Annotated in this window: 25 protein-coding genes, 1 tRNA gene and 1 pseudogene; 15 read left to right on the top strand and 12 right to left on the bottom strand. The window is 63.9% G+C overall.

The genetic code is table 11. The features are described 5' to 3' along the window. Positions 1-134: 134 nt before the first annotated feature. Positions 135-1520, bottom strand: coding sequence for an MFS transporter (locus tag JQ592_RS23575; protein WP_211405173.1), 1386 nt, complete (start codon positions 1518-1520; stop codon positions 135-137). Positions 1521-1623: 103 nt separating this feature from the next. Between JQ592_RS23575 and ggt the strand changes: the two genes are divergently transcribed. Beyond that, positions 1624-3372, top strand: a complete 1749-nt coding sequence (gene ggt, locus JQ592_RS23570) for a gamma-glutamyltransferase (protein WP_211405172.1) — start codon at positions 1624-1626, stop codon at positions 3370-3372. A 76-nt stretch (positions 3373-3448) separates the two neighbouring features. Here ggt and JQ592_RS23565 read toward each other — a convergent pair whose 3' ends face one another. Next, complete coding sequence (locus JQ592_RS23565) at positions 3449-4114, bottom strand: glutathione S-transferase family protein (RefSeq protein ID WP_211405171.1); 666 nt, start codon at positions 4112-4114, stop codon at positions 3449-3451. A gap of 166 nt (positions 4115-4280) precedes the next feature. Between JQ592_RS23565 and JQ592_RS23560 the strand changes: the two genes are divergently transcribed. From JQ592_RS23560 to panE, 4 genes are all read left to right on the top strand, one after another. Then, complete coding sequence (locus JQ592_RS23560; RefSeq protein WP_433996433.1) at positions 4281-4859, top strand: DUF2239 family protein; 579 nt, start codon at positions 4281-4283, stop codon at positions 4857-4859. An 82-nt stretch (positions 4860-4941) separates the two neighbouring features. Continuing rightward, positions 4942-6291, top strand: coding sequence for an MATE family efflux transporter (locus JQ592_RS23555; protein ID WP_211405169.1), 1350 nt, complete (start codon positions 4942-4944; stop codon positions 6289-6291). Positions 6292-6381: 90 nt separating this feature from the next. Continuing rightward, positions 6382-6990, top strand: coding sequence for a 2-hydroxychromene-2-carboxylate isomerase (locus tag JQ592_RS23550; RefSeq protein ID WP_211405168.1), 609 nt, complete (start codon positions 6382-6384; stop codon positions 6988-6990). Between the two features lie 123 nt (positions 6991-7113). Further along, entirely contained in the window at positions 7114-8037 is a 924-nt protein-coding gene (gene panE / locus JQ592_RS23545) for a 2-dehydropantoate 2-reductase (RefSeq protein ID WP_211405167.1), read from the top strand. Positions 8038-8237: 200 nt separating this feature from the next. On the opposite strand, the gene JQ592_RS23540 is transcribed toward panE, so the two are convergent. The 3 genes and pseudogenes from JQ592_RS23540 to JQ592_RS23530 all read right to left on the bottom strand — a co-directional run. Next, positions 8238-8822 (bottom strand): c-type cytochrome, encoded by a 585-nt coding sequence (locus tag JQ592_RS23540; protein WP_211405274.1) that lies wholly within the window; start codon positions 8820-8822, stop codon positions 8238-8240. Between the two features lie 219 nt (positions 8823-9041). Then, positions 9042-10316 carry a PQQ-dependent sugar dehydrogenase gene (locus tag JQ592_RS23535; protein WP_211405166.1) on the bottom strand — a complete coding sequence of 425 codons (1275 nt, stop codon included), beginning with the start codon at positions 10314-10316 and terminating at the stop codon, positions 9042-9044. 380 nt (positions 10317-10696) lie between these two features. Further along, a pseudogene (locus tag JQ592_RS23530) lies at positions 10697-11677 on the bottom strand (NAD-dependent epimerase/dehydratase family protein); the annotation flags it as partial. 191 nt (positions 11678-11868) lie between these two features. Here JQ592_RS23530 and JQ592_RS23525 point away from each other — a divergent pair. Continuing rightward, the gene (locus JQ592_RS23525) at positions 11869-12129 is read left to right on the top strand and encodes a hypothetical protein (RefSeq protein ID WP_211405165.1); all 261 of its coding nucleotides are present in this window, start codon (positions 11869-11871) and stop codon (positions 12127-12129) included. 3 nt (positions 12130-12132) lie between these two features. Further along, a complete protein-coding gene (locus tag JQ592_RS23520) occupies positions 12133-12783 on the top strand; it encodes a nucleotidyl transferase AbiEii/AbiGii toxin family protein (protein WP_246820628.1) in 651 nt (216 codons plus the stop codon). 91 nt (positions 12784-12874) lie between these two features. Here the strand turns inward: JQ592_RS23520 and JQ592_RS23515 are convergent. Further along, positions 12875-12949, bottom strand: a tRNA-Gly gene (locus JQ592_RS23515). 274 nt (positions 12950-13223) lie between these two features. On the opposite strand from JQ592_RS23515, the gene trxA reads away from it, so the two are divergent. Together trxA and JQ592_RS23505 are read left to right on the top strand one after the other, a co-directional pair. Beyond that, entirely contained in the window at positions 13224-14147 is a 924-nt protein-coding gene (trxA, locus tag JQ592_RS23510) for a thioredoxin (RefSeq protein WP_211405164.1), read from the top strand. 86 nt (positions 14148-14233) lie between these two features. Beyond that, a complete protein-coding gene (locus JQ592_RS23505) occupies positions 14234-14911 on the top strand; it encodes an LON peptidase substrate-binding domain-containing protein (protein ID WP_211405163.1) in 678 nt (225 codons plus the stop codon). Positions 14912-15024: 113 nt separating this feature from the next. Here the strand turns inward: JQ592_RS23505 and JQ592_RS23500 are convergent, their stop codons facing one another. The 4 genes from JQ592_RS23500 to JQ592_RS23485 form a co-directional block, all read right to left on the bottom strand. After that, the gene (locus tag JQ592_RS23500) at positions 15025-17523 is read right to left on the bottom strand and encodes an EAL domain-containing protein (RefSeq protein WP_211405162.1); all 2499 of its coding nucleotides are present in this window, start codon (positions 17521-17523) and stop codon (positions 15025-15027) included. 181 nt (positions 17524-17704) lie between these two features. Continuing rightward, a complete protein-coding gene (locus tag JQ592_RS23495) occupies positions 17705-18298 on the bottom strand; it encodes a cytochrome b/b6 domain-containing protein (protein WP_211405161.1) in 594 nt (197 codons plus the stop codon). Positions 18299-18384: 86 nt separating this feature from the next. After that, positions 18385-18663 (bottom strand): PepSY domain-containing protein, encoded by a 279-nt coding sequence (locus JQ592_RS23490; RefSeq protein ID WP_018648269.1) that lies wholly within the window; start codon positions 18661-18663, stop codon positions 18385-18387. Between the two features lie 192 nt (positions 18664-18855). Then, positions 18856-19206 carry a hypothetical protein gene (locus tag JQ592_RS23485; RefSeq protein ID WP_211405160.1) on the bottom strand — a complete coding sequence of 117 codons (351 nt, stop codon included), beginning with the start codon at positions 19204-19206 and terminating at the stop codon, positions 18856-18858. A gap of 105 nt (positions 19207-19311) precedes the next feature. Here JQ592_RS23485 and JQ592_RS23480 point away from each other — a divergent pair, with 105 nt between their 5' ends. After that, on the top strand, positions 19312-19842 hold the full coding sequence (locus JQ592_RS23480) for a TetR/AcrR family transcriptional regulator (RefSeq protein WP_211405159.1): 531 nt from the start codon (positions 19312-19314) through the stop codon (positions 19840-19842). A gap of 60 nt (positions 19843-19902) precedes the next feature. Beyond that, positions 19903-20100, top strand: a complete 198-nt coding sequence (locus JQ592_RS23475) for a Trm112 family protein (RefSeq protein ID WP_211405158.1) — start codon at positions 19903-19905, stop codon at positions 20098-20100. 201 nt (positions 20101-20301) lie between these two features. Here JQ592_RS23475 and JQ592_RS23470 read toward each other — a convergent pair whose 3' ends face one another. Then, on the bottom strand, positions 20302-21522 hold the full coding sequence (locus JQ592_RS23470) for a ubiquinone biosynthesis hydroxylase (protein WP_211405157.1): 1221 nt from the start codon (positions 21520-21522) through the stop codon (positions 20302-20304). Between the two features lie 267 nt (positions 21523-21789). Here JQ592_RS23470 and tesB point away from each other — a divergent pair, with 267 nt between their 5' ends. Continuing rightward, on the top strand, positions 21790-22650 hold the full coding sequence (gene tesB / locus JQ592_RS23465) for an acyl-CoA thioesterase II (RefSeq protein WP_211405156.1): 861 nt from the start codon (positions 21790-21792) through the stop codon (positions 22648-22650). Between the two features lie 3 nt (positions 22651-22653). Here the strand turns inward: tesB and JQ592_RS23460 are convergent, their stop codons facing one another. Next, positions 22654-23538 carry a DUF4339 domain-containing protein gene (locus JQ592_RS23460; protein WP_211405155.1) on the bottom strand — a complete coding sequence of 295 codons (885 nt, stop codon included), beginning with the start codon at positions 23536-23538 and terminating at the stop codon, positions 22654-22656. Positions 23539-23789: 251 nt separating this feature from the next. On the opposite strand from JQ592_RS23460, the gene JQ592_RS23455 reads away from it, so the two are divergent. From JQ592_RS23455 to JQ592_RS23445, 3 genes are all read left to right on the top strand, one after another. Then, entirely contained in the window at positions 23790-24128 is a 339-nt protein-coding gene (locus JQ592_RS23455; protein WP_018323564.1) for a P-II family nitrogen regulator, read from the top strand. Positions 24129-24260: 132 nt separating this feature from the next. After that, complete coding sequence (locus tag JQ592_RS23450) at positions 24261-25562, top strand: ammonium transporter (protein ID WP_211405154.1); 1302 nt, start codon at positions 24261-24263, stop codon at positions 25560-25562. Between the two features lie 311 nt (positions 25563-25873). Beyond that, positions 25874-26212 carry a P-II family nitrogen regulator gene (locus tag JQ592_RS23445; protein WP_008142813.1) on the top strand — a complete coding sequence of 113 codons (339 nt, stop codon included), beginning with the start codon at positions 25874-25876 and terminating at the stop codon, positions 26210-26212. Positions 26213-26238 lie beyond the last annotated feature (26 nt).

The following is a 26238-nucleotide window of genomic DNA, read 5'->3' as shown; positions in this document are numbered from 1 at the left end:
GAGCTGACAATTGCCAATCTTCGTCAAAATCAATTCGGTGGTTATGGGTCCCGGCCTGCGCCGGGACGACATCGGATGTGTGGCGACAGCAGTCCCGGATTGCGCTTCGCTCCATCCGGGCTACGGGACGACGGCTACTCCCGCACCCGCATCAGCAGCCCCAACCCGGCGACGAAGAAAATGACCAGCACGGCCATGCCGGCCTTCTGGCTTGCGGTCGCCGCGGTGATCATGCCGATCAGAAGCGGGCCGATGAAGGACGTCACCTTCCCGGTCAGTGCGAACAGGCCAAAGTACTGCGCGATGCGGTCTTTCGGCGCGAGGCGGATCAGCAGCGTGCGCGAGGCGGCCTGAAGCGGGCCGCCGGCGGCACCGATGAGACAACCCAGCACGAGATAGGCGCGCTCGGCCGCGCTCGAGAACAGGGACGCGCCTGCTTGCGGCGGCGCCACCTTGACGAACAGCACGCTGTCCTTGTCGACCAGGAGGATCGCCGCCACCGACAGCAGCAGGACCAGCAGGCTGCCGGCAATGACGCGCTTCGGCCCGAGATGATCGTCGAGCTTGCCGCCAAGCCATGCGCCGAACGTGCCGGCAATCGCGAGCATGATGCCGAAGGTGCCGATCTGGATCGTGTGCCAACCGAACGTGCCGGCGGCGTAAATGCCGCCGAACGCGAACAGCGACACCAGGCCGTCGGTGTAGATCATGTTGGCGAGCAGGAACGCCGCGAGCGACTTCTGCTGCGGCAGACTTTTGATCGATTGCTTCAGCTCCAGCAGGCCCTCGCGTAGCGCCTCACGCACCGGCAGCTTCGCGGGATAGTCCGGTGTGAACAGAAACAGCGGCGTCACGAAGACGATGAACCATAGCCCGGTGAGCGGTCCGACGATGCGGTCGCCCTGATGGCTGACGGGATCGAGCCCGAACAGCGGCGCGAATCCGAGCAGCGTGCGGCCGGTCTCGGGATTGGCGGCGAGGAAGCCGAGCACGATGATCAGGCTGACGATGCCGCCGATGTAACCCGTGGCCCAGCCGGTGCCGGAGAGCCGGCCGATGCGCTCCGGCGGCACCAGGGTCGGCATCATCGCGTTGTTGAAGACGGTGGCGAATTCCGCACCGACGCTGGCGAGCGCCACCGCGGTGAGCAGCGGCGGAATGACTGAGGGGTCGCCGGGCTTGCCGATCCACAGCGTGCAGGCTGCCAGCACCAGCAGCGTGCCGAACCCTGCGATCCAGGGCTTCCTGCGGCCGGACGCATCCGCGATGGCCCCGAGCACCGGCGACAGCAGCGCGATGGCGAGCCCCGCAGCCGCCATTGCAAAGCCCCACAGTGATTGGCCTGTGGCCGGATCCGGCGCGACGCTGGTGGCGAAATAGGGCGCAAACACGAAGGTCGTGATCAACGTGAAATAAGGCTGCGCCGCCCAGTCGAAGAAGATCCAGCTGACGACAGCCGCGCGCGGCGGATAGGTCCGCTGCACGCCGGCCATGAGCAGATCGGGGGCGATCGTCGTCATTCCGAAGTCCTCATCACGAACAGTTTTGTCCCACTTAGCGCAAACCGTATAGCATTAAGGAGAGGCGTGTGAACCGGCCCGAGGCCACGGCGGAAATTTGATAATGTCGTCATATTGGACCCGGCGGACATTTGTCGCCTTCTTCTCCATTCTGGCGTTCGGACTCGCTCCTGCGACCGCGCAGGATGCCCGGCGGGCCTATGTTCCGCCGCCGCTCGGTACGGTGCACGCCGTTGCCGCCGAGCATGGCATGGTGGTGGCGCAGGAGAAGATCTCCGCGCAGGTCGGCGCCGACATCCTGCGACGCGGCGGCAATGCGGTCGATGCCGCGGTCGCGACCGGCTTTGCGATGGCGGTGACCTATCCGCGCGCCGGCAATATCGGCGGCGGCGGCTTCATGGTGATCCATTCCGCCGAGCGCAACGAAGACATCGCGATCGACTATCGCGAGACCGCGCCGGCAGCGACCACGCCGCAGATTTTCCTCGGTCCCGACGGCAAGCCCGATGCCGCGAAGTCGCGCGATTCCGCGCTCGGCGTCGGCGTGCCCGGCACCGTCGCAGGCCTTGCGCTGGCATTGGAGAAATACGGCTCGGGCCAGTTCACGCTGGCACAACTGCTCGAGCCGGCGATCGCGCTGGCCCGCGACGGATTCCTCGTCAGCGACGACATCGCCGACAGCCTGCCGGGCTGGCACCGGCGCCTCGCGCGCTGGCCGTCCTCCGCGAAAATCTTTTCGCGGCCTGACGGCAGCTCGCTCGTCGAGGGCGACCGACTGATACAGAGCGACCTGTCCGAAACGCTGTCGGCCGTCGCAGCACAGGGGCCGCGCGGCTTCTACGAGGGCCCGGTTGCGGAGAAGCTCGCCAAGGCGCTGTCGGATGCCGGCGGCATCATGACGACGGCCGATCTGAAGGCCTATCAGCCGGTGATCCGCACGCCCGTGCGCGGCAGCTATCGCGGCTACGACATCGTCTCGATGCCGCTGCCGTCCTCCGGCGGCGTGGTGCTGGTGGAGACGCTCAACATCCTCGAAGGCTTTCAGCTCGCCGATCTGAAGCAGGGATCGCCGGCATCGCTGCATCTCCTCGTCGAGGCCATGAAGCGCGCCTATGCGGATCGCGCGCGCTATCTGGGCGATCCCGCTTTCGTCAACGCGCCGATACAAACCCTCACGTCAAAGGACTACGCGGCCAAGCTGCGCGCCGGCATCTCCACCGATCGCGCCACGCCGTCGAAGCAGCTGGTGTCCGCCGCCGAGGCGCCACGCGAGGGCAGCAACACCACGCATTTTTCGGTCGTCGACAGCAGCGGCAACGCGGTCAGCAACACCTATACGCTGAATTTCAGCTACGGCGTCGGCCTCGTCGCCGAAGGCACCGGCGTGCTGCTCAACAACGAGCTCGACGATTTCACCGCGGCGGTCGGTGCCTCCAACGCCTACGGCCTCGTCGGCTACGAGCCCAATCTGCCCGGCCCCGGCAAACGGCCACTCTCCTCGATGTCGCCGACCATCGTGCTCAGGAGCGGCAAGCCGGTGCTAGTCACGGGTTCGCCCGGTGGCAGCCGCATCATCTCCACCGTGCTCCAGGTGATCGTCAACGTCCTCGATTACAAAATGGACGTCGCCGCCGCCGTCGCCGCGCCGCGACTGCATCATCAATGGCTGCCGGACGAAGTGCGCATCGAGCGCGGCTTTCCCGACCAGGTCCTGTCCGAGCTGAAGGCCATGGACCACGTCATCGTCGAGCCGATGGGACAAACCTCCGCCAATTCGATTCTCGTGACGCCGAACGGTCCTCTCGGCGCGCCCGATCCGCGCACGCGCGGCGCGGAAGCCGCGGGACAGTAACCTCGTCGTTGCATGGCAAGGCAGCGCGCGCACGCTTGCGCAGGCCGACGCGCACCGCTCCGGAATGACGGGCTAACTACCGCCCCACCTGATACGGCCCGCCCTTCTCGAGCGCACGCGCATAGGCCGGCCGCGCGTGAATGCGCTCCAGGAACGCCATCGCCTTGGGATGGCCCTGCTCGAGCCCGCCGCGCGCTTGCGCGGCTTCCAGCGGGAAGCTCATCTGGATATCGGCGGCAGTGAACTCGCTGCCGGCGAACCACTCGCTCTTCGCAAGCTCGCCTTCCCAATAGTCCATGTGCTGCTTGAGCTGCGGATTCACCAGCGCGGTCAGCGCCTGGTTGCAGACCTTGCGCACCAGCGGGCGCAGCAGCGCGGGGGCGCGCTTCGGCATCAGCGTGAACAGCAGCTTCAGGAGCAGCGGCTGCATCGCCGATCCCTCGGCATAGTGCAGCCAATAGGTGAAGCGCAGCCGCTCCGGCGTGTTCGGCGGCGGGATCAGCCGGCCGTTGCCGTAGGTGGCGATGAGATATTCGATGATCGCGCCTGATTCGGCGATGGTGTTGCCGTTGTCGGTGATGACAGGCGACTTGCCGAGCGGATGGATGGCGCGCAGCTCCTTCGGCGCGCGCATGTCCGGCTGGCGCTGGTAGCGCACGATCTCGTAGGGCACGCCCAGCTCTTCGAGCAGCCACAGCACGCGCTGCGAGCGGGAATTGTTGAGGTGATGAACGGTCAGCATCGCGTGGTCCCCGGGGCTAGGCGTGGTCGATCGGCCCGGCCGTTCGTGCCAGCCCGGGAACACAATGTCGAGCCATCGGTGCGGATATTTTCACCCGGGTATATTGACGTGAGTAATTTACCCGGGTATTAAATTGGACAACGCAATCAATATGGCAATGATTCCAATGCAAGGGACCTACACAGCTTTCGTCGGCCAGCGCCGGCTGGCCTCCGGCCCGGCGGGCGAAGTCGCGCTCGCGGTCAAGCGGGCGACACAACCGCTGGACCAGCCGGTCGTCATCTTCGACGACGGCACGGGCCGGTCGATCGATTTCGACCTGCGTGGCGACGACCGAGAGATGCTGGCGCGGCTGGAAAAGCTGGCACCGCCGCCGACTGAGACCGAAGCACCGGCCGAGCCACGCGGACGCGGCCGGCCGAAGCTCGGCGTTGTCGCGCGCGAGGTGACGCTGCTGCCGCGGCACTGGGAGTGGCTCAACGCGCAAGCCGGCGGCGCTTCGGTCGCCTTGCGCAAGCTCGTCGACGAAGCCCGGCGCGCCAGCGGCGACAAGGACCGCGCGCGGCAGGCACGCGATGCAGCCTATCACTTCATGTCGACCATGGCGGGTGACCTGCCGCAGTTCGAGGAAGCCTCGCGCGCGCTGTTTGCCGATGACCGGCGACGCTTCGCCGGACTGATCGCCGACTGGCCGACCGACATCCGCGACCACATCGTCAAGCTCGCCTACAGCGACCGCGCTTAAGGCGCGCTCTTCAACCCCATCGACGGCCGAGCCGCGCCTTGCGCGGCCACGGCTTCGCACGCCCTGATGAAAGGCCAAGCCCATGTCTGCTCCAAAGCTGCTCTGGACCACGTTCCTCCGCTTTCTCGCACCGCTGATGCTGAGCAACGCGCTGCAATCGCTGTTCGGCACCGTCAGCAACGTCTATCTCGGCCAGATGATCGGCGTCGACGCGCTGGCGGCGGTGTCGGCGTTCTTCCCGGTGATGTTCTTCCTGTTTGCCTTCGTCATGGGCCTGAGCACCGGCGCCACCGTGTTGATCGGCCAGGCCTTCGGCGCCGGCGAGCACGGCAAGATCAGAAGCGTGGTGGGCACGACCCTTGCTGTCGGCCTGCTGCTCTCGGTTGCGATTGCACTCGTCGGCGGAGTTTTCAGCCGGCAATTGATGACGGTACTCGCCACGCCCGCGAACATTCTGGACGAGGCCAGCGCCTATGCGCGCATCGTGCTGCTCACGATGCCGCTCGGCTTCATCTTCCTGCTGATGACGGCGATGATCCGCGGCGTCGGCGATGCGCTGACGCCGCTGCTGGCGCTGGCGGTATCGACGGCGATCGGCCTGATCCTGACGCCGATGCTGATCCGCGGCACGTTCGGAGTGCCGGCCGTCGGCATCACCAGTCCGGCATGGGCGGCGGCGATCGCCAACGGGCTGACGCTGATCGTGCTGGCCATCTATCTGCTGCGGAAGAAACATGCGCTCGCACCGGACGCTGCATTGCTGGGTCATCTGCGGCTCAATCGCGCCGTGCTCGGCAAAATTCTCGGCATCGGGCTGCCGAGCGCGGTGGGCATGGTGGTGATGGCGATCGCCGAGCTGGTGCTGCTCGGCCTCGTCAACGGCTTCGGCTCGAACGCCACCGCGGCCTATGGCGCCGTCAACCAGGTGATGGGCTATACGCAGTTCACGGCGATGTCGATTTCGATCGCAGTCTCGATCCTCGGCGCCCAGGCCGTCGGCGGCGGCGACAGGGCCCGGCTCGACGGCATCGTGCGCACCGGTCTTGCGTTCAACATCGTCCTGACCGGCGGGCTGGTGGCGCTGATCTATCTCGCGCCGCGCGCCGTGCTCGGCATCTTCATCACCGACGGCGCCGTGCTCGATCTGGCAAAGGGACTGCTCCACATCGCCTTGTGGAGCTCGGTGCCGTTCGGCCTCGCCACGGTGTTCTCAGGCGCGATGCGTGCGGGCGGTGTCGCCTTCACGCCGATGCTGCTGTCGATCTTCGCCATCGTCGCGATCGAGCTGCCGGCCGCGGTCATCCTCAGCCGCACCGTCGGCCTCGAGGGCGTGTGGGCCGCCTATCCCATCGTGTTCTGCGCCATGTTCATTTTGCAGATGGGCTATTACCTCCTGGTGTGGCGCAAGCGCGCGATCCGGCGCTTGATCTGACCGTCAAAGTATTATGACCGTCATTAAACGGTGGACCCGCGGCGCGTCCTGCGCCAAAATGCCAAAAAAGTGTCTCCAGGGAGAACGAACTTGCCCCGCACAGCCCCGCAATTCCTGTTCGATTTCGGCAGCCCGAATGCCTATCTCAGCCATCTGGCGATCCCGGCGATCGAAGAGCGGATCGGCGTCAAATTCGAATACGTGCCGATCCTGCTCGGCGGCATCTTCAAATCGACCAACAACAAGTCGCCGGCCGAGACGCTCGCCGGCGTCAAGAACAAGCCCGAATTCCAGCAGGTCGAGACCGAGCGGTTCATCAAGCGCTTCAAGGTGCAGCCTTACGTCATGAACCCCTTCTTCCCCGTCAACACGCTGAACCTGATGCGCACCGCGATCGCGGCGCAGCTCGAGGGCGTGTTCGAAAAATATGTCGACGCCGCCTTCCACCACATGTGGCGCGAGCCGAAGAAGATGGACGATCCCGAAATCGCGGCAAAGGCGCTGGCGTCCTCCGGCCTCGATGCGCAAAAGCTGTTTGCCCGGGCCCAGGAGCCCGAGGTCAAAAGCAAGCTGATCAAGAACACCGAGGAGGCGGTCGCCCGCGGCGCCTTCGGCTCGCCGACCTTCTTCGTCGGTAACGAGATGTTCTTCGGCAAGGAGCAGCTGCGCGAGGTCGAGGAGATGGTGAAGGGCGAGTAGGGAATGGCGAATGGCGAGTAGTGGAAACGTTACTCGCATCTCGCCGTCTGCTATTCTATTCGCTACTCCCTATTCGCCATTCGCCTGTTTCTGAAGAACAACGACAATAACGGAGTCCTTCCCATGCGAATCCTCGTGGTCGGCGCCGGCGCCATCGGCGGCTATTTTGGTGGCAGGCTGTTGCAGGCCGGCCGCGACGTCACCTTCCTGGTCCGGCCGCGCCGCGCCGGCGAGCTCGCCAGCGCCGGTCTCGTCATCAAAAGCCCGAATGGCGACGTGACCCTGAAAAATCCGCCGACGGTGCAGGCCGACGCGCTCAAGGACAAATTCGACGTCGTGCTGCTCAGCTGCAAGGCGTTCGACCTCGACGACGCCATCAAGTCGTTCGCCCCGGCGGTCGGACCGAACGCCGCGATCATTCCGATGCTCAACGGCATGAAGCATCTCGACATCCTCGACGCCAAATTCGGCAAGGAGCGGGTGCTCGGCGGCCTCTGCGCCATCGCCGCGACGCTGAACGAGAAGCGCGAGGTGGTGCAGCTCCAGCCGATGCAGTCGATCAATTACGGCGAGCGCGACGGCAAACTCTCGGATCGCGTCAAGGCAATCGACGAAGCCTTCAAGGGCGGCATCGTTGGTGCCACCGCCAGCCAGAACATCATGCAGGATATGTGGGAGAAGTGGGTGCTCCTCTCATCGCTCGCCGCAAGCACCAGCCTGATGCGCACCTCCGTCGGCAACATTTTGGCCGCTCCCGGCGGCCGGGACTTCCTGCTCGGCATGCTCGATGAGACCAGCGCGGTCGCTACGGCGTCCGGCTATCCGCCGGGTGACCCGTTCTTCGAGCGCGTCAAAGGCAATTTCACCACCGAAGGCTCGCCGATGACCGCGTCGATGTTCCGCGACATCAAGGCGGGCCTGCCGGTCGAAGCCGATCACGTCGTCGGCGATCTCATCGCGCGCGCTGATGCTGCCAAGGTGCCGGTGCCGAAGCTGCGCATCGCCTACACGCATCTGAAGGCGTATGAGAAGCAGCGGGCGGGGTAGCCCGCGCTCCACGCACCGCTGTCGTCCCGGGCAAGCGTAAGCGCTGATCCGGGACCCATAGCCACAAGAGGACATGGCGCGCGACGCCGTCACTTCGAGTCCCCGTAACCACATCTTGCTGTGGTTATGGGTCCCGGATCGGCGCGCGCCTCGGGCGCGCTTGTCCGGGACGACGGCGGAGTTTGTCGCTACACTTTCCGCTATTTCAAATGCGCCAGATAATGCGACACCGCGGTGATTTCCTCGTCGCTCATGTGATAGGCGACGTCGGCCATCGCCGCGACGCCGCCGCCGACGCGGACGCCCGCCTTATAATCATGTAGCGCCTTGACGAGATATTCCTCGCGCTGGCCCGCGAGCCGCGCCACCGCCTTGGTGCCGGCATAGCTGTCGGTATGGCATGAAGCACAGCGGCGGCCGGCCGCCGCCTCCGCGCCTTTCTTCGAGAGATCGGGGTCCTTGTCCTCCGCTCCCTTCGGCGGCGTCATTTGTGAAAAATAGGCGCCGAAATTGCGGATGTTCTCGTTTGTGATCTCTTCCACGATCGGCTGCATCTGGTCGTTCTTGCGCGAGCCGGCGCGGAAGAACACGAGCTGCCACTGGATGAATTGATCAGGCTGGCCAGCGAGCGAGGGAATGTTCTCCGTCTGAGAAATGCCGTTCTCGCCGTGACAACCGGAGCAGACGGCGGCCTTCTCCTTGATTGCGGAATTGTCGGCGGCCTGGGCTGGGATAGATGCGAGCATCAGCGTCGCAGACAGAATTCCGAACCGAACGACCCGCATCACTGATTTCTCCGGCTGTCATTGCCGGGCTTGACCCGCCTGCGAGGCCGAAGCCTCTTCGGCGTGGCGTAGGCCCGGCAATCCATCCCTTTTGCAAAGTCTTCTCGTTTGATGGATGCCCGGATCAAGTCCGGGCATGACGAACGCGTTCCATTGCAAGTCTGTCACAAGCAAAAGAGGCTGCGGCCATCGCGCGGTCGCAGCCTCATATCGTTCGCGCTACTTCTTGCTGTAGCTGATGCGATAGATCGCGCCAGCCCAGTCGTCGGCGACGAGGATCGAGCCGTCCTTGGCGAGGATGATGTCGGCGGGACGACCAAGATAGCCCTGGTCGCCCTCGAGCCAGCCGGAGGCGAACACCTCCTGCTTGGCGTTCTTGCCGTCGGGCCCGACGATCACGCGCATGATACGGGCGCCCTGGTACTTGTGCCTGTTCCAGGAGCCGTGCTCGGCGATCAGGATGTTGTTCTTGTACTCGGCGGGGAATTGATCGCCGGTATAGAACTTCATGCCGAGCGGAGCGACGTGCGCGCCGAGATTCAGCACGGGCGGCGTGAACTCGGAGCATTTGTGGCCCATCGCGAACTTCGGATCGGGCAGGTCGCCCTGGTGGCAATAGGGATAGCCGAAATGCTCGCCCATCTTGCTGATCATGTTCAGCTTGTCTGACGGCAGATCGTCGCTGACCCAGTCGCGGGCGTTCTCGGTGAACCAGTATTTGCCGGTGCGCGGATCGACGTCGCCGCCGACCGAGTTGCGGACGCCGAGCGCATAAACCTCGGCGTTGCCGGTCTTGGGATCGACGCGGCGGATCTGCGACACGCTGGTCGGGGGAATGCCGACATTGAAGGGCGGTCCGAACGGCAGGAAGAACCAGCCTTCCTTGTCGACCGCGATGTACTTCCAGCCATGCGCGGCATAGGACGGCATGTCGTCATAGACGACCTTGCCCTGGCCGAGATTGTCGAGATTGGCCTCGGCGTTGTCGTAGCGGATCAGCTTGTCGACCGCGATGACGTAGAGCGCGCCGTCCTTGAAGGCGAGACCGGTGGGCATGTTCAGCCCCTTGAGGATGGTCTTGACCTCCTTCTTTCCGTTGTTGTCCTTGATGGCATAGACGTTGCCGAGGCCGAACGAGCCGACGAACAGCGTGCCCTTGTCACCCCAGGCCATCTGCCGCGCGGCGAGAACGCCGGGCGCATAGACCTCGATCTTGAAGCCCGGCGGCAGCTTGATCTTCTTCATCATCGCCGCGAGCTCAGCCTCGGACGCGCCGGTCGGCGGACCCGACGGCGGCGCGAGGCCTTTCTGCGCCTCGGTCTCGTCGCCGAGGAACCAGTCGTCCGGCGGATGGGTCCAGAATTCCTTGGTGCCGGATTCGTATTTCTTCAGTGCCCGGTTTTTGTCCTGTTGCTGCGCATTGACAACGCTGGTCCCGGCAAGAAGGGCAACCGCTGCAAGCGCCAACACGGATCGATGGAACATCGATGTCATCGCGTCACTCCCCTAAGGCAGCCGTCAGGGCTGCACGTTCTTTGTTTTGCTGTTTGAGTAGGCGAAGTTCGGAAGTCTGTCAGGACGACAGACGTAAAAAGGTTAGCACATCTGCGAGCGGTGAGAAGCGCATCGCGTGTGCTGCGGTTGCGCTCAATAAAAATTGAGACGGATTGCTTCCTGCGCCAGCGTGGCAACAACAACGATCTCGCTGCAACGCGGAATCAGAAGGACGCCCGGTTCAATTTGCAGGCAGCGGAAGGGCCACATAAAAAAATGCGAAAACAACCCCATGCACAGTAGAACGGCCGAGGCCCCGTTGCGCACGGTGACGCCGCGCAGGCGTTTGACAGGTCGGGCAAAACTGCAAAAGCGGTGATGGCGACGGGGTAAGGCCCGTCGTCGAAAACTGCCTCGTGATAGCCTTTCGACCCGACGTCGCGCGCCAGCGTGCTGCGGAAATCCTGGTCCGCACGGAGGCACTGCAGCACATGCGCGAAGTCGAATTCGGGCCGCCAGCCCAGCTCGCGCCGGGCGCGCGCGTTGACATAGATGCGGTCGATCTGCGGCAGCAGGCGCCAGCCGCGCGCCGCGTAGAGCTGTGCACAATCCGGATAGAGCGCGCGCACGATGCTTGCCGCGTCATCCGAAAGCGCTCCGAGATGATGCGGCTCGAACGGGCTCGTGGCCGAAACGATGTAGCGGGCAAAACCGATTTTTGGCGCGCGGTCGCCGGCGAGCAGATGGGCGCTCACCGCGTCCGCTATGTCGAGCCGGCGATAGAGCAGCTCGTTGGCCTGCGCGTTGTCCAGCGGGTAGGCCGACCGCATCGCCGGATCGTCATCGTCCTCCGGAAAGAAGCGCGAAGTCCGCAAGACCACGACCGGAAGCCTGCGCTCGCGAAAGAACAACTCGCACAGCGTCTCCGCCATCAGCTTGGTCGTGCCATAGATGTTCTTCGGCACCGGCGGCAGCTCCTCGGTAACCCACACCGCCGCCTGTCCCGCTTCGGGGCGCAGCTGCGAGCCGAACGCACTGGTGGTGCTGGTGAAGACGAAGCTCTTCACGCCGGCCGCCGCGGCCGACTCAAGCAGGTTGAGCGTGCCGGTGACGTTGGTGTCGACAAAGTCCTGCCTGGAGTGGGTCGCCACATGCGGCTTGTGCAGCGTCGCGGTGTGGATCACGGAAGAGACGCCAGACATCTGCTCCCGCACGAATGCGGGATCGACGATCGAGCCGACGGCGTCGGTGAAGGGGGAGGGCTTCAGATCGATCCCGCGCGCAGGCAAGCCGCGCGCCTGGAGTGTCCGCAAAAGGGCCTCACCGAGGTGGCCCGCGCTGCCGGTGACCAGAATTGTCATGTGAGACCGAATGAACCAACCGCCAACGGCGGAAAGCCGCCGTCCATTCCGAAGCGTTTAGCCGAGGTTTGCCGCAAATCCACCGGCTGGATGGAACAAAAGGCAAACAATTGACCGCGAAGACCGTTAGGGAGAGTGTAGGTACTCCCATGTCAATCCTATATTGACCGGGTATCGAGATAGTGACGCAGATGAAGAATCCCATCCTCGTTCTGACGACCGTAAATGCGCCGTACAGCAAAAGGCTGGACGCGCAGGAGCTTGTCCATTGTCTGTTGGACCCTCCCTCGGCGAGGGCAGCCTGCGGTCCCATGTCGTCGTTTTTTGGGGACGTTGCACCCGAATTGCAAATCGCGTTCGCTGAGATGCATGGCATCAGCCACGATCAATTGGTTGCCGCCGCGAAGGCGTTTGCTGAATTTTCGGGACAATCCTATCCGCTCGCGGCGTAACAAATGAACGCTCAATCAGATTGGGCGCAACTTTTTCGCATTGCCTGTGCGATGATCCGGCACGTCAACGCCGAACAGAACATCATTGATCATTGGACGTTCGGCGGCGGCACAGCGATGATGCTGCAAATCGATCATCGGATAAGCCAGGATGTCGATATCTTTCTTCCGGACCCTCAAGTTCTTCCCTTCCTCGATCCACAGAAGCATGACTTCAATTTCGAGATTAGGCCTGCCGACTATAATGGAGACGGCGCACGGTCTCTGAAACTCAGCTTTGAATTTGGTCAGATCGATTTCATCGTCGCGACGTCACTTACGTCCTCGCCGACGACGCAAGCGACAGTTGAAGGCGAAATGATCCTTCTGGAGACAATCCCAGAGATCATTGCAAAGAAGATCTATCATAGAGGTAACAGCATCACGCCGCGCGATATCTTTGACATCGCGGCGAGCGGCGAAATGCATGCGGAGTCCATTATCAAGGAGCTGGCCCGGTATCGCGACCGCGTCGCAGGTACGCTGGCCACAATCGACAAGCTAAAGCCTGACTTTGTGAGCGCGGCGATCAATCAGCTCTCGATCAAAGACGCCTATAAGCTGATCGCGAATACAGCGCTCGAAAAGACCAAAGACCTCCTTCGCGCTGTATAGCTGGGGCGAGGCGGACCCACACACCAAAACGGTGCGTCGAGGCTCACCCCGGCGGGGATAGCCAACTCATTTTGGATGCTCTGGGAAAAATTGGAGCGGGCGAAGGGGCTCGAACCCTCGACCCCGACCTTGGCAAGGTCGTGCTCTACCACTGAGCTACACCCGCATCCTGTGTCGGTCGCGTGACGCGCCGGCAACGGCTGTCGTATGCCAAAAGCGGGAGGGGAATGCAACAGCTACCGGCAGCATAGATTCGCAATTGCGGGCCTAAATAGACCCCGAATGCGGCCAAATCGATCGAAAATGCCCCGGAACCGCCGAATCGGAGCCGACGGATTGAAATTCGGCCCATTCGGCCCAATTTAGGAGCCGACACCGAAGCATATGCATTGGCGACGTGCTAAAGAGCCGCCATTCCAGACATCAGACGAGGGAATCCCGTGACGATCATCGACCAGGGTAACGGAGCGGCGGGCCCGGCTGCGGCCGATCTGATCAAGGACACCACCACCCAGACCTTCGTGAAGGACGTCATCGAGGAATCGAAGCGCCAGCCGGTGCTGATCGACTTCTGGGCGGAGTGGTGCGGCCCCTGCAAGCAGCTCACCCCCGTGCTCGAAAAGGCGGTCAAAGCGGCCAAGGGCAAGGTCAAGCTGGTCAAGATGAACATCGACCAGCACCCGGCGATCCCGGGCCAGATGGGCATCCAGTCGATCCCGGCCGTGATCGCCTTCGTCAACGGCCAGCCGGCCGACGGCTTCATGGGCGCGGTGCCCGAGAGCCAGCTCAACGCCTTCATCGAAAAGCTGACCAAGGGCGTCACCGCCCCGGGCGAGGTCAACGTCGCCGAGATCGTGCAGGAAGCCGATGCCGTGCTCGCCGAGGGCGACGCCGCGGCCGCCGCGCAGATCTATGCCGAGGCGCTGCAGCATGATTCGACCAACATCGCGGCCCTGGCCGGCCTTGCCAAGTGCTACGCCGTCTCCGGCGCTATGGAGCAGGCCAAGCAGACGCTGGCCATGGTCCCGGAATCCAAGCGCAACGATCCCGCGGTGAAGGCCGTGCAGACGACGATCGATCTCGCCGAGCAGGCGGAGCAGCTCGGGCCCGTGGCCGAGCTGGAACAGAAAGTTGCCGCAAACCCGCTCGATCATCAGGCCCGGTTCGACCTTGCGACCGCGCTCAACGCGCAAGGCAACCGCGCGGCCGCCACCGACCAGCTGCTCGAGATCATCAAGCGCGACCGCAAGTGGAACGACGACGGCGCCCGCAAGCAGCTCGTGCAGTTCTTCGAGGCCTGGGGCGGCACGGATGATGCAACGGTCGAGGGACGAAAGCGCTTGTCGACGATTCTGTTTTCGTAAGCGCGGTTATTTTTGGAGCATGATCTTGTCGGAAAACCGCTGCACACTTTTCCGGATCATGCTCTAGCGACGTCAGCGGGGACAAGATGCCGATCAACATCGAATATCGCGGACCCGCCGACCTTCCCGAGATCATTCCGGTGTTTCCGCTGCCGGGCGCGCTCTTGCTGCCGCGCGGCCAGATGCCGCTCAACATCTTCGAGCCGCGTTACCTTGCGATGGTCGACGATTCCTTCCGCGACGGCCATCGCCTGATCGGCATGATCCAGCCCGACGTGGCGCACTCGCCGAAGAATTCCGACAAGCCGGCGCTGTTCCGCGTCGGTTGCGTCGGCCGCATCACCCAGCTCGCCGAATCCGGCGACGGCCGCTACATCCTCGAGCTCACCGGCGTCTCCCGCTTCAAGGTGGTCGAGGAGCTCGAGGTGCTCACCGCCTACCGGCAGTGCAAGGTGGATTTCTTCACCTTCGTCGACGACTTCACCGCGCGCATGGGCGAGGACAAGGTCGATCGCGAGGCGCTGCTGTCGGTGCTCGCCGACTTCCTGAAGGCCAATAATCTCAAGGTCGACTGGGAGGGCGTCGAGAGCGCGCCCAACGAGGCGCTCGTCAACGCGCTGGCGATGATGTCGCCCTACGGCCCCGCCGAAAAGCAGGCCATGCTGGAGGCGCCGGACCTGAAGACCCGCGCGGAGATCCTGATCGCGGTCACCGAGATGGACCTCGCCAAGAAGCGCACCAGCGGCGATCCGCCATTGCAGTGAGGGTCTAAAGCATGATCCGGAAAAGTGCGAAGCGGTTTTCCGGAAAGATCACGCGTAAACAACAACCTAAAGCGCGATGACGATTCGTCCCAATCTCATCGCGCTTTAACGGCTCACGCAGCGCGGATGGCTGCTTCGTCCCGCCGCAGCATTCTGGCGACGTCGGAAGCAGGCATCGGCCGGCTGAAATAATAGCCCTGCGTTTCCACGCACCCCTCCTCACGGAGGATGTCGAGCTGCTCTTCCGTTTCGACGCCTTCGGCGGTCGTCGTCTTGCCGAGACTGACTGCGAAACGAACCACTGCGCGTGCGAGATGGCGCGCCTCTGCCCGCGTGCTGGATAGTTCGTCGACGAAACTGCGGTCGATCTTGACCTTGTCGAACGGGAATCTCTGCAGAAAGCTCAGCGATGAATAGCCGGTGCCGAAATCATCCAGGGCTATGCGCACGCCGAGCTCGCGCAGCTGAGCGAGCACTGCAAACACGGCCTCGCTGTCGTGCATGATCACCGTCTCGGTGACCTCGAGCTCGAGCCTGTGCGGCGCAAGTCCTGAACTCGCCAGCGCGCCCACAATGACCGGAACGAGCTCCTTGCTCCTGAATTGCGCGGGAGACAGGTTGATCGCGATCCTGACATGCGCGGGCCATGTGGCAGCTTCCGCGCAGGCGGTCCTCAAGACCCATTCGCCCAGCGGCACGATCAAGCCGGTCTCCTCCGCAAGCGGGATGAATTCGCCCGGCAGCACCAGGCCTCGCTGCGGGTGATGCCAGCGCAGCAAGGCCTCGAAGCCACAGGTCTCGCCGGTCGCGGCGCGGACGAACGGCTGGTAGTGAAGTTCGAACTGACGGCCGGCAAGCGCAGCCCGCATCTCGCGCTCCAGGTTGCGTCGCGCATGCATGAGCTCGTCGAGCTGCGGCTCGAAGAAGCGGAATGCACCACGCCCACCACTCTTGGCCGAGTAGAGCGCGAGATCCGCGCTCTTCAGGATCACGTCGGAATCATTGCCATCGCGCGGCGCGATGGCAATGCCGATGCTGGTGCCCACCGTGACCCGGTGATCGCCGAGATCGAAGGGTTCGCAAAGCGCCTTTCTGATGTTCTCGGCAAGGGCGGCGGCCTCCACGGCCGGGTTGGTCACGTAGTCGATGACCGCGAACTCGTCGCCGCCCAGTCGGGCGATCAATGCGGTTTCCGTGACGCATTCGCGCAGACGCGCGGCAACGACGCGCAGCAGGGCATCGCCGGCCGGATGTCCAAGCGTGTCGTTGACCTCCTTGAAGCGATCGAGGTCGAGCATGAGCACGGCCAGATCGAGGCCGCCATTGCGCGTCACCGCAATCGCATGCTCCATCCGTTCCCTGAGCAGCACGCGATTTGGCAGATCGGTCAGTGCGTCGTGCTGCGCCATGTGGGTGATCTTGGCCTCGGACCGGCGTTGCTCGGTCACATCGAGATGCGTGGCCACCCATCCGCCACCGGCCATCGGCTGTCGCGTCACGCAGATCAGCCGGCCATCCGCAAACTCGTCGATCCTGCTCGAGACTGCGTCGAACGGCAGCGCCGCCAGTTTCGAGATGAACTGCTCGGCAGCGCCTTCGCTGGAATCGCCCTTGAGAATGCCCTTCGCGATACGATGCCTGATGATGTCGGTATGCGATGTCCCTGTCCTCAGCAGTTCCGGCGGCAACTGATAGAGTCGGGCATAACGCTCGTTGCAGACGACAAGCCGCTTTTCGGCGTCGAACATGCAAAGGCCCTCGACCATGTGATTGATCGCCGTGTCCAGCCTGAGCGTCTGTCCCTGTAGTTCCTGCTGCGAATCTTCGAGCTGCTGCCGGGCGACCGAAAGCTGGCTGATGATCCCCTCGAACCTGGCGGTTCGGCTTGCCAGGCGACGATCGGCCAGCACGCCGATCAGGCTCATCCCCAGCACGGAAAGTGCGACACCGGCGATGGCAAGCGCGAGAAACGCCGGTGAAAGCGAAAGCGTATCCGTCGCGAGGGTGGGATCCGGCGTGATCTGCACGGCGCCCATGGCCGTGAAGTGATGCGACACGATGGCGAGTGTGAGCAGGACAGCCGCCCCCAGCGTGCCCCGATAGTCCTGGTAGGTGAGGGCAGCTGCCAGCGCGGCGTAGCCGAGGCACATGCCCAGGATGATCGAGACGATGACGAGGTCCACCGACCAGGTGACCCGGCCGGGCACTTCAAGGGCCCACATTCCCAGATAATGCATGCTGGCGATGCCGCCACCGACGATGACACCCCCTGCCAGTGCGCCCCACCGGCGGGACGCGCCGACCGCAACACCGAAGCCGACCGAGGTCAAAAGCATTGCCGCAGCGAGTGAAAACGCCGTCAGCACGAGGCCATAGCCGGTCGTGACGCCGGGCTCATAGGCGAGCATTGCGACGAAATGCGTCGCCCAGATTCCGTAGCCGATGGCTGCGCCGGCAATAGCGATCCAGATCCACCGCGTTCTCGCGCGCGTCGCGATCGCACGGTGAAAAATGCTGGCCGCGACGATGCTTGCGACGAAGCAGACCAGGCCTGCGAGTACAACGAGCCGCCAATCGTGCTCGGCCGTAAGACAGGAAAAAACGCGGAACATTCAATACGGCTCCATCGTCAATGACATCGATGGTGGATGCGCTAAACGTTCATCGCGTTAATTTTGTGCAACGCCTGATTGCATGCTTACCGGCGCGTTAACGCTTCCTGCTCAATTTCGATTTTTGCAGCGCCGTTCCGCAACCGCGCCCAAGCCGAGGGAAGAGTGCGTGCCGCGAATGCTAGTGCTGACCGCGAATCCGCTTGCGGCCGGTGATCATCGCGCGGATCAGGTTCTCGCGCTGAAGAAGTCCCATCAGCAGCACGCCCACGACGTGCAGCACGACCAGTACGATGACCGCGTCCGATGAATAGTGATGGGTGTCCTCGACCCACCAGAGGCCGAAGAAGGTCACCGTCACCGACATCGCGCCCGTGATCGCCGAGACCGCGGTCGCCAGCAGCAGCGCGACCAGCATCAACGTGCCGGCGGGATTGAGCCCGATATAGCGGCCGGTGATGCCGCGGCGCAGATTCCAGAGATAGCGTGGCGCGGCCCGAAGCCGGACGCCGACCATGCGGAAGCGGGAGTAGCGACTGCCCCAAAAACCCCAGACCAGACGGAAGGCGAGAAGCCCGAGCACCGTATAGCCGACGATGCGATGGACCCGGTCATAGACGGTGGGCGTGAACCACGCGGCCAGGATGCTGGCCGCGAAAGCCCAGTGCCAGAGGCGTAGCGGAAGATCCCAGACCGCGACCGTCCGCGATGCGGTCCGATCCGCGGGGGCCCTGTCGGACTCCCCGCGCGCTTCTGGCACCGCTTCTTCGATCAAGCTGGGACCACCCTCGAGCCTAACTCTGCGCGGACGATTTCGCGCAGCTCAACTGGCAAGCTTACTTGCAAGTTTACTTGGCAGGTTTACTTGGCAATCGTGTGCTTCAGGCTGAGATCTTCCGGGCTGTAGAACAGCTCGTAGAGCTTGCCTTCCTTGACGCCGTACACTTCGTAGCACGAGCCTTCGATCTTGGAACGCCGCACTTCGTAGCCCAGCGCCTTGGCCTTGGCTTCAGCTTCGCTGGCCGGCTTCCACGACGCCTTGTCGAGCTTGGTGCAGTCCTTGAAACCGTCGGCCATGGCCGTCGATCCCGCGCCAATCCCGACCGTCAGTGCAATGGCAACAACACGAATGACCTTCACGAACTTCTCCTCTCTGTCGTGGACGCTGCGCGGAGCCGCGAGCGGGACCGAAGGAAGCAAAGGAGGAGATGAAGTCAATCCGGTTCGGGCATAGATCGCTTTAGATAAGTTCTAACATTGGCCAAAAGCCGAGTGCTCTCCGCATGCAGTGCGCATTTGACCCGCCTCTGCGGCCTTACGCCTCACAGGCAGCTAGTAGCCCGCAACCGCCAGCGCGACGACCGCGCTGAGCATCATCCAGCCGAAGTGCCGGCCGCGCGTCGCCCATGCGTTGGCGAGAGCGGAGAAGCCGAACACGCAGGCCATGGTGACGACGATCCAGTGGCGCGCCGGCTCCGAGCCCATCCAGGGCACGGCGATCAGGAGCACGCCTCCGCCGATCCAGGCGACGGTCGAGGCCTGCCAGACCAGGCGGATCAGGGTGCGCAGCCGTTCCGGCTCGATGCGGGCGCGGACGAACACCTTGGCCTCACCGAGGTAACCGTGGATGAGGGCCACGGCAATGGTCAGGACGCCGGCGCACTGGAGCAGGAGATCACGCATCGTCATGGCTCCCGAAGGTTTTTCCATACATCTGTGTATGGTGAGATAAGCGCTGGTCCGCGACCTGTCAATACACTAGTGTATGGTCGGATTTTGGGAACCGAGATGACCGAACAGCTCTCCGTCGAGGACTGGACCAGCCAGGGCCTGAAGACGCTGGCCAAGAGCGGCTTCACCGCGTTGAAGGCCGATCCCCTGGCCAAGGCCATGGGGGTTTCGCGCGGCAGCTTCTATTGGCATTTTGCCGATCTTGGCGCGTTCCACGCCGCGGTGCTGAAGCGCTGGCGCGAGATCGCGGCCGAGCAGATCATCGCCGACGTCGAGGCCGCCGGCGACGAGCCGCTGCAGGCGCTGCTGCGCAGGTCGTTCGGCGCGCGGCTCGACCTCGAGCGCGCGGTGCGCAACTGGGCAGCGTTCGATGCGGGTGCGCAAGCAGCGGTGCGCGCGATCGACCGCCGCAGGCTCGACTATATCGAGCAGCTGCTCGGCAAACGCGGGCTTGCCCCGACGACGGCGCAGGCCCGTGCGCAGATCCTCTATTGGACGTTCCTCGGCTTTGCCCTGTCCGGGGCGCCGGTACCGGCGGCGCGGCTTCAGGGCATGCTCGACGAGATTCTGCGGATGGTTTCGGCTTGAGCCCGCGATGGGCGGGCGCAAATTTTTGTGCTAGAGGGCAACCGAACGCCGGAGACAATGATGAACTCGCCTACCGAACGTCCCGAAGCCAGTGTCGATCCCAAGCTGCTGGAGATTCTGGTCTGCCCGCTGACCAAGGGCCCGCTGGAGTTCGATTCCGCAAAGCAGGAGCTGATCTCGCGCAGCGCCAAGCTCGCTTATCCGATCCGCGACGGCATCCCGATCATGCTGCCGGAAGAGGCACGCAAGATCGATTGAGGTTTTGCGCGATGGCCGCGCAACAATTCCGATGTCGTCCTGGCGAAAGCCAGGACCCATAACCCCCGAATTGCATTGTTCCACGAGCTGGTAACTCCGGGTCTTCGCAAAACGATTGCTGCGGAGTATGGGTCCCGGATCTGCGCGCGCTTGGGGCGCGCTTGTCCGGGACGACAGTGGAGGGTGTAGCGCCAGCGCGCCCTACAACGCCTCGCCCTTCAACAACCTTGGCACTTCGCCGGTCAAACCGGCGGCCTGGCGGATGAAGAGGTTCTTCAGCGGCGGGGCGCGGTCGACGAGGCCGAGACCGATGTCGCGCACGGTGCGCAGCAAGGTCGACTGGTTGGAGAACAGGAAGTTCAGCGAGTTGGTGGCAACGCCCATCGCCATGGTGTCGAAGCGGCGCCAGCGCTGGTAGCGCTCGAGCACGTCGGCGCCGCCGAGATCCATGCCGAGCCGCGCGGCGTCGACGACCACCTCGGCCAGCGCGGCAACGTCCTTCAGCCCCATGTTGAGGCCCTGGCCGGCAATGGGGTGGATGACGTGCGCGGCATCGCCGACCAGCGCGAGGCGCTCGGCGATGAAGGAGCGCGCGACGAAATAGGACAGCGGAAACGCGCGCGGCTTGTCGAGCGCCTTCACCTCGCCGAGATGCAGGCCGAAGCGCTGCTCGAGCTCGGCGTGAAATTCCTCGTCACTGAGCGCAACGATGCGTGCGGCCTCAGGCCGGCGCTCGGTCCACACCAGCGATGAGCGTTTTCCCGTGAGCGGCAGGATCGCGAAGGGGCCCGCAGGCAGGAAGTGCTCCTCGGCGCGGCCCTCGTGGTCGCGTTCATGCCCGACGGTGACGACGATGCCGGACTGGTCATATTCCCAGCCATGGGTGACGATGCCGGCGCGCTCGCGAAGCTTTGACCGCGCGCCGTCGGCGGCGACCAGCAGGCCGGCCGCGATCACGCTGCCGTCGCCGAGCGTCACGTCGATGCCCTCGGCGCGCGCATCGTAGGATGCAACCGTGGTGGCGCGAAGATCGATGCCCTCGGCCTCGGCGCGCACCACCAGCGCATCGATCAGGCGGCGGTTCTCGACCATGTGGGCGAAGGGCTCGCCCGGCGCGACATCGCCGGCGAAATTCAGGAACACCGGACGGGTGGCGTCCTCCAGCTTCGAATCGGTGACGACCATGTCGAGGATCGGCTGCGCCTCGCCCCTGACGTCATCCCAGGCGCCGATCGCCTCGAACAGGCGGCGGCAGGCGGCGACGATCGCGGTGGCGCGCGGGTCCCGGCTCGGCCGCGTGCTGAGCGCGGGATCGGCGACGATGACGGGGATCTCGGGACCGAGCCCCTGGCGCAACGCCAGAGCCAGTGCGAGGCCGGCAAACGCGCCGCCGCCAATGACAATGCTTCCCTGTACCGACATACCAAGCTTCCCGGTCAATTCTCGGTCTTGCTAGCAGACTTGAGCTGGGCGAAACAGTGCGGTGAAACAAGGGCGGAACGGCCTCTTTCGGTCCTTCCGGGGCGCGCGATCCGAACTCGGCTTTTCCCGAGTTCGGCGCGTTAAGTTAACCAAGTCGGCAACAGCCGACTTGATTGGCGCGAACCCGGAATCCAGAGGTTTTCAGCTCGAGATTCCGGGTTCGCACTGCGTGCGCCCCGGAATGACGCGGCACGAGAAAGCACCAGCATGTCCAAAAGCCTGATCGACCTGATTTCGATCCTCGACCTCGAGCAGCTCGAGGTGAACCTGTTCCGCGGCAACAGCCCGAAGACGAGCTGGCAGCGGGTGTTCGGCGGCCAGGTGATCGGACAGGCCATGGTTGCGGCCTGCCGCACGGTCGAGGGCCGGTTGCCGCATTCGCTGCATTGCTATTTCATCCTGCCGGGCGATCCGCAGATCCCGATCATCTACCAGGTCGAGCGCCTGCGCGACGGCAAGAGCTATTCCACGCGGCGCGTCACCGCGATCCAGCACGGCAACGCGATCTTCTCGATGATGGTGTCGTTCCACGCCGACGAGGAGACCGCGTTCGATCATCAGGACAAGATGCCCGACGTGCCGCCGCCGGAGAAGCTCACAGCGGAGGAGGCGGCGAAGCAGCCGATGTTCCGCGAGATGCCGGAGTTCATCCGGCGCTACTACGAGTCGGATCGTCCGATCGAGCTGCGCCCGGTCGAGCTCGGCCGCTATTTCGGCCAGAAGATCGACGACGGCCGCATCCACGTCTGGATCAGGACCGCGGCAAAGCTGCCGGACGATCCGGCGCTGCACATGTGCGCGCTCGCCTATGCCTCGGATTTCTCGCTGCTGGATGCGATCATGGCGCGTTACGGCCGCACGCTGTTCGACAAGCGCATGATGCCGGCGAGCCTCGATCACGCGATGTGGTTTCACCGCCCGTTCCGCGCCGACGAATGGCTGCTCTATGCGCAGGATTCGCCGAGCGCGCAATCAGGCCGCGGCCTGACCCGCGGCTCGATCTTCAAGCCCGATGGCACGCTGGTCGCCTCCGTCGCGCAGGAAGGCTCCGTGCGCGAGCGGAGATAGCCCTCAGAAGCCGCGAGCGGCCGCTCCGCGATCGACCAGCGCGAATTGCGACACGAACCAGCGGCCGTACCAGCGCAGCATCCACGGAATCGGGATGATGAAGCTGCAGGCCAGCGAGAACACCACCGATCGCCACAAGACCTGCCAGCCGCTGCCGTTGAAGACGACCTCGCGCCGCGTGCCCTCGATGTTCCGGCAATTCCAGCGCATCCAGAACGCGATCACCCAGGCCCAGCCGATGATGGTGATGGTCGAGATCATCATCAGCAGGTACCAGCCGACATAGCCGATCGCGCTGCCCTGGAACGAGAGCGGCAGCCGCTCGCCATTCGAGGTGAAGTTGGCGACGGCCCAGCGCAGGATCACCCAGGCGAGAAACGCATTGACGATCACGGCAAGGAGCGGCGCGAACGATATGCCGGTCGCGCCGGCGTAGGTCAGGAGCGCGTTGAGCATCAACGCCCACCAGATGTCCATCGGCTGGCCGGCGAAACCGAAATTCGGGCGGCCCGGCACCTGGATCTGCGACGTGATGTATTTGTAGAACCAGACGGTGACCCAGGGGGCGGGAATCACCAGCAGGATGCCGATCAAGAACACGATGCTGCGGCCGAGCAGACCGAACGGGCTGAAATCGGCCGTCAGCGATCCGCCGGCAGCGCCACCATAGCCACTGCTGCCCATCATCGGCGGGCCGCCGGCTGGAATCATCGGAGGTGCGCCGCCGACGAGGCCCGGAATCTCGGCGGCCTTCTGCCAGCCGGCCATGCCCTCGGTCCACACCAGCGTGTCCGGGCGGACGATGCCCTGGGCGATCAGATCGCGGAATTGTCCTTCCGGAAAGGGCCCCTGCTGCTTGCCCTCGGATGCGTAGAACCAACTCGCCATGAAACGTCCCCCTCGAACATACTTATGTACCGGCCAAGGCGCTTAGGTTCACCGCTTCGGTTCACCGCATCCATGCCAAAAATGCATTGTGAAGGATGAACGGCTGCCCTGTACAGAGGCGGCCGTTCACATGGCCAAACGTTTTTCTGCTTCAACCTGCAACTTTTTTGTGCCATTTGCCCGGAAAGATGCCAGATTGACGCAGCGCCGGGGACATACGGCGCGGCGCATCCCGGGGAATAGGCCTGACCATGAAACTCGTCGTCGCGATCATCAAACCCTTCAAGCTCGACGAGGTCCGCCAGGCCCTGACGGCGATCGGCGTCCACGGCATGACCGTGACCGAGGTGAAGGGCTATGGGCGCCAAAAGGGCCACACCGAGATCTATCGCGGCGCCGAATATGTCGTGAACTTCCTGCCGAAGCTGCGCATCGAGATCGCGGTCGCCTCCGACGTCGCCGACAAGGCCGTCGCCGTGATCACCTCGACGGCCCGCACCGGCCAGATCGGTGACGGCAAGATCTTCGTCACGCCGATCGACCACGCGCTGCGCATCCGCACCGGCGAAACCGACAGCGACGCGCTTTAGATTCTTGTTTTGACGCGTTTTCTTCACGCGAACCGGTATCCACTTCGCTTGAAAACGCTTTGATCTTCTTCGATCGCACCGGGCAACGACGCCGCAAGCGTGCGACGTAATTTCTATGCTGGGGGAAACGACATGGCGGGATTGTTGCGCCGTGCAGCCGCTTCGGCTGCGCCGATCGGACTTGCGTTGGTCATGGCCGCGCCGGCGCACGCCGCCGCCTCCGAGATCAACACCGCCGATACCGCCTGGATGATCGTTGCCACCGCGCTGGTGCTGATGATGACGATCCCGGGGCTGGCGCTGTTCTATTCCGGCATGGTGCGCAAGAAGAACGTGCTCGCCACCATGGCGCAGAGTCTTGCCGCGGTGACGCTGATCTCCATTCTCTGGGTCGCGTTCGGCTATTCGCTCTGCTTCGTCGGCGACGGGCCGTGGATCGGCACGCTCGACCGCTGGTTCCTCGCCGGCATGACACTCGACAGCGTCAACCCCGCGGCGAAGACGATCCCGGAATCGCTGTTCATGCTGTACCAGATGACGTTTGCGATCATCACGGTGGCGCTGGTCGCGGGCTCGGTCGCCGACCGCATGCGGTTCTCCGCTTATCTGTTGTTCTCCGTCGCCTGGTTCATCTTCGTCTACATTCCGCTCGCGCATTGGGTCTGGGGCGGCGGCTTCCTCAACAGCCTGGGCGTGCTCGATTTCGCCGGCGGCCTCGTGGTGCACCTGTCGGCCGGCACCGCCGGCCTCGTCGCCGCCAAGGTGATGGGGCGCCGTCATGGCTACGGCACCGAGAATCTCTCGCCGTTCGATCTGTCGCTCGCGGTGATGGGCACCGGCCTGTTGTGGGTCGGCTGGTTCGGCTTCAACGGCGGCTCGGCAGGCGCAGCCAATTCGCGTGCGGTGCTGGCGATCATCGCCACGCATCTCGCCGCCTGCTCCGGCGCGCTGACCTGGGGTGCGATCGAATGGTCGACACGGCGCAAGCCCTCCGTGCTCGGCATGATCTCCGGCGCGGTCGCCGGTCTCGGCACCATCACGCCAGCCTCGGGTTTCGTGGCGCCGTGGCATGGCATCGTCATCGGCATCGCCGCCGGCGTGATCTGCTACTGGGCCTGCACCTGGCTGAAGCACCGCTTCGACTATGACGATTCGCTCGACGTGTTCGGCGTCCACGGCATCGGCGGCCTGACCGGCACCCTGCTCGCCGGCGTGTTCGCAACCAGCGCGATCGGCGGCACGGCCGGCCTGATCGAGGGCCATCCGCAGCAGCTCCTGATCCAGCTCTACGGGGTCGCCGTTACCTTCGTCTGGTCGGCGGGGGTGAGCTTCATCCTGCTCAAGCTGGTCGGCCTGTTCGTGCCCTTGCGCGTATCCCGTGAGCACGAGCTCGAGGGATTGGATATTTCGCAGCACGGTGAAGCCCTGCAATAGGCTTCTGCGCTACGTAATTACCTTCTCGCTGCCCGACACGTGAGCAACATTGTGTCGGCAGCCTGTCGTGCTCGCTTTTTGAGCAGCCGTGATCAGCTTTTGAGCGCGACGTAATAACGCACTGCACCGCAAGACGCGCCAAGCGCGAAAACACCCGTTTTCATAATCCGTTAGGCAATGCGCCCGATCTGGCACGGCATTTGATTCTAGGGGTCCCGGCTGTGCCCGCGTAGTGAAACTTCTCCCTCGTGGCGAACCAGTCGAGAAACGCCCGGCCACGTCCGGACCGGGCCCAAGCGGGGATAGGACCCATGAAAATTGTTATGGCGATTATCAAGCCATTCAAGCTGGAAGAAGTCCGTGACGCCCTGACCGCCATCGGCGTTCACGGTCTCACGGTGACGGAAGTCAAGGGGTATGGTCGCCAAAAGGGCCATACGGAAATCTATCGCGGCGCCGAATATGCCGTGAGCTTCCTGCCCAAGATCAAGATCGAGGTCGCTGTCGCCTCCGACCAGGTCGACAAGACCATCGACGCCATCACGTCCGCTGCGAAAACCGGACAGATCGGCGACGGCAAGATCTTCGTCATCAATCTCGACCATGCGGTTCGTATCCGCACCGGCGAGGCCGATGCCGCGGCCCTCTGATTTCGCGCTCAACCTTATCCAAGCAG

The sequence above is a fragment of the Bradyrhizobium iriomotense genome (assembly GCF_018129405.1).
Taxonomy (GTDB): Bacteria; Pseudomonadota; Alphaproteobacteria; order Rhizobiales; family Xanthobacteraceae; genus Bradyrhizobium; species Bradyrhizobium iriomotense_B.
The sequence above is the reverse complement of the archived record's forward strand: the minus strand, read 5'-3'. Positions and strand labels throughout refer to the sequence as shown.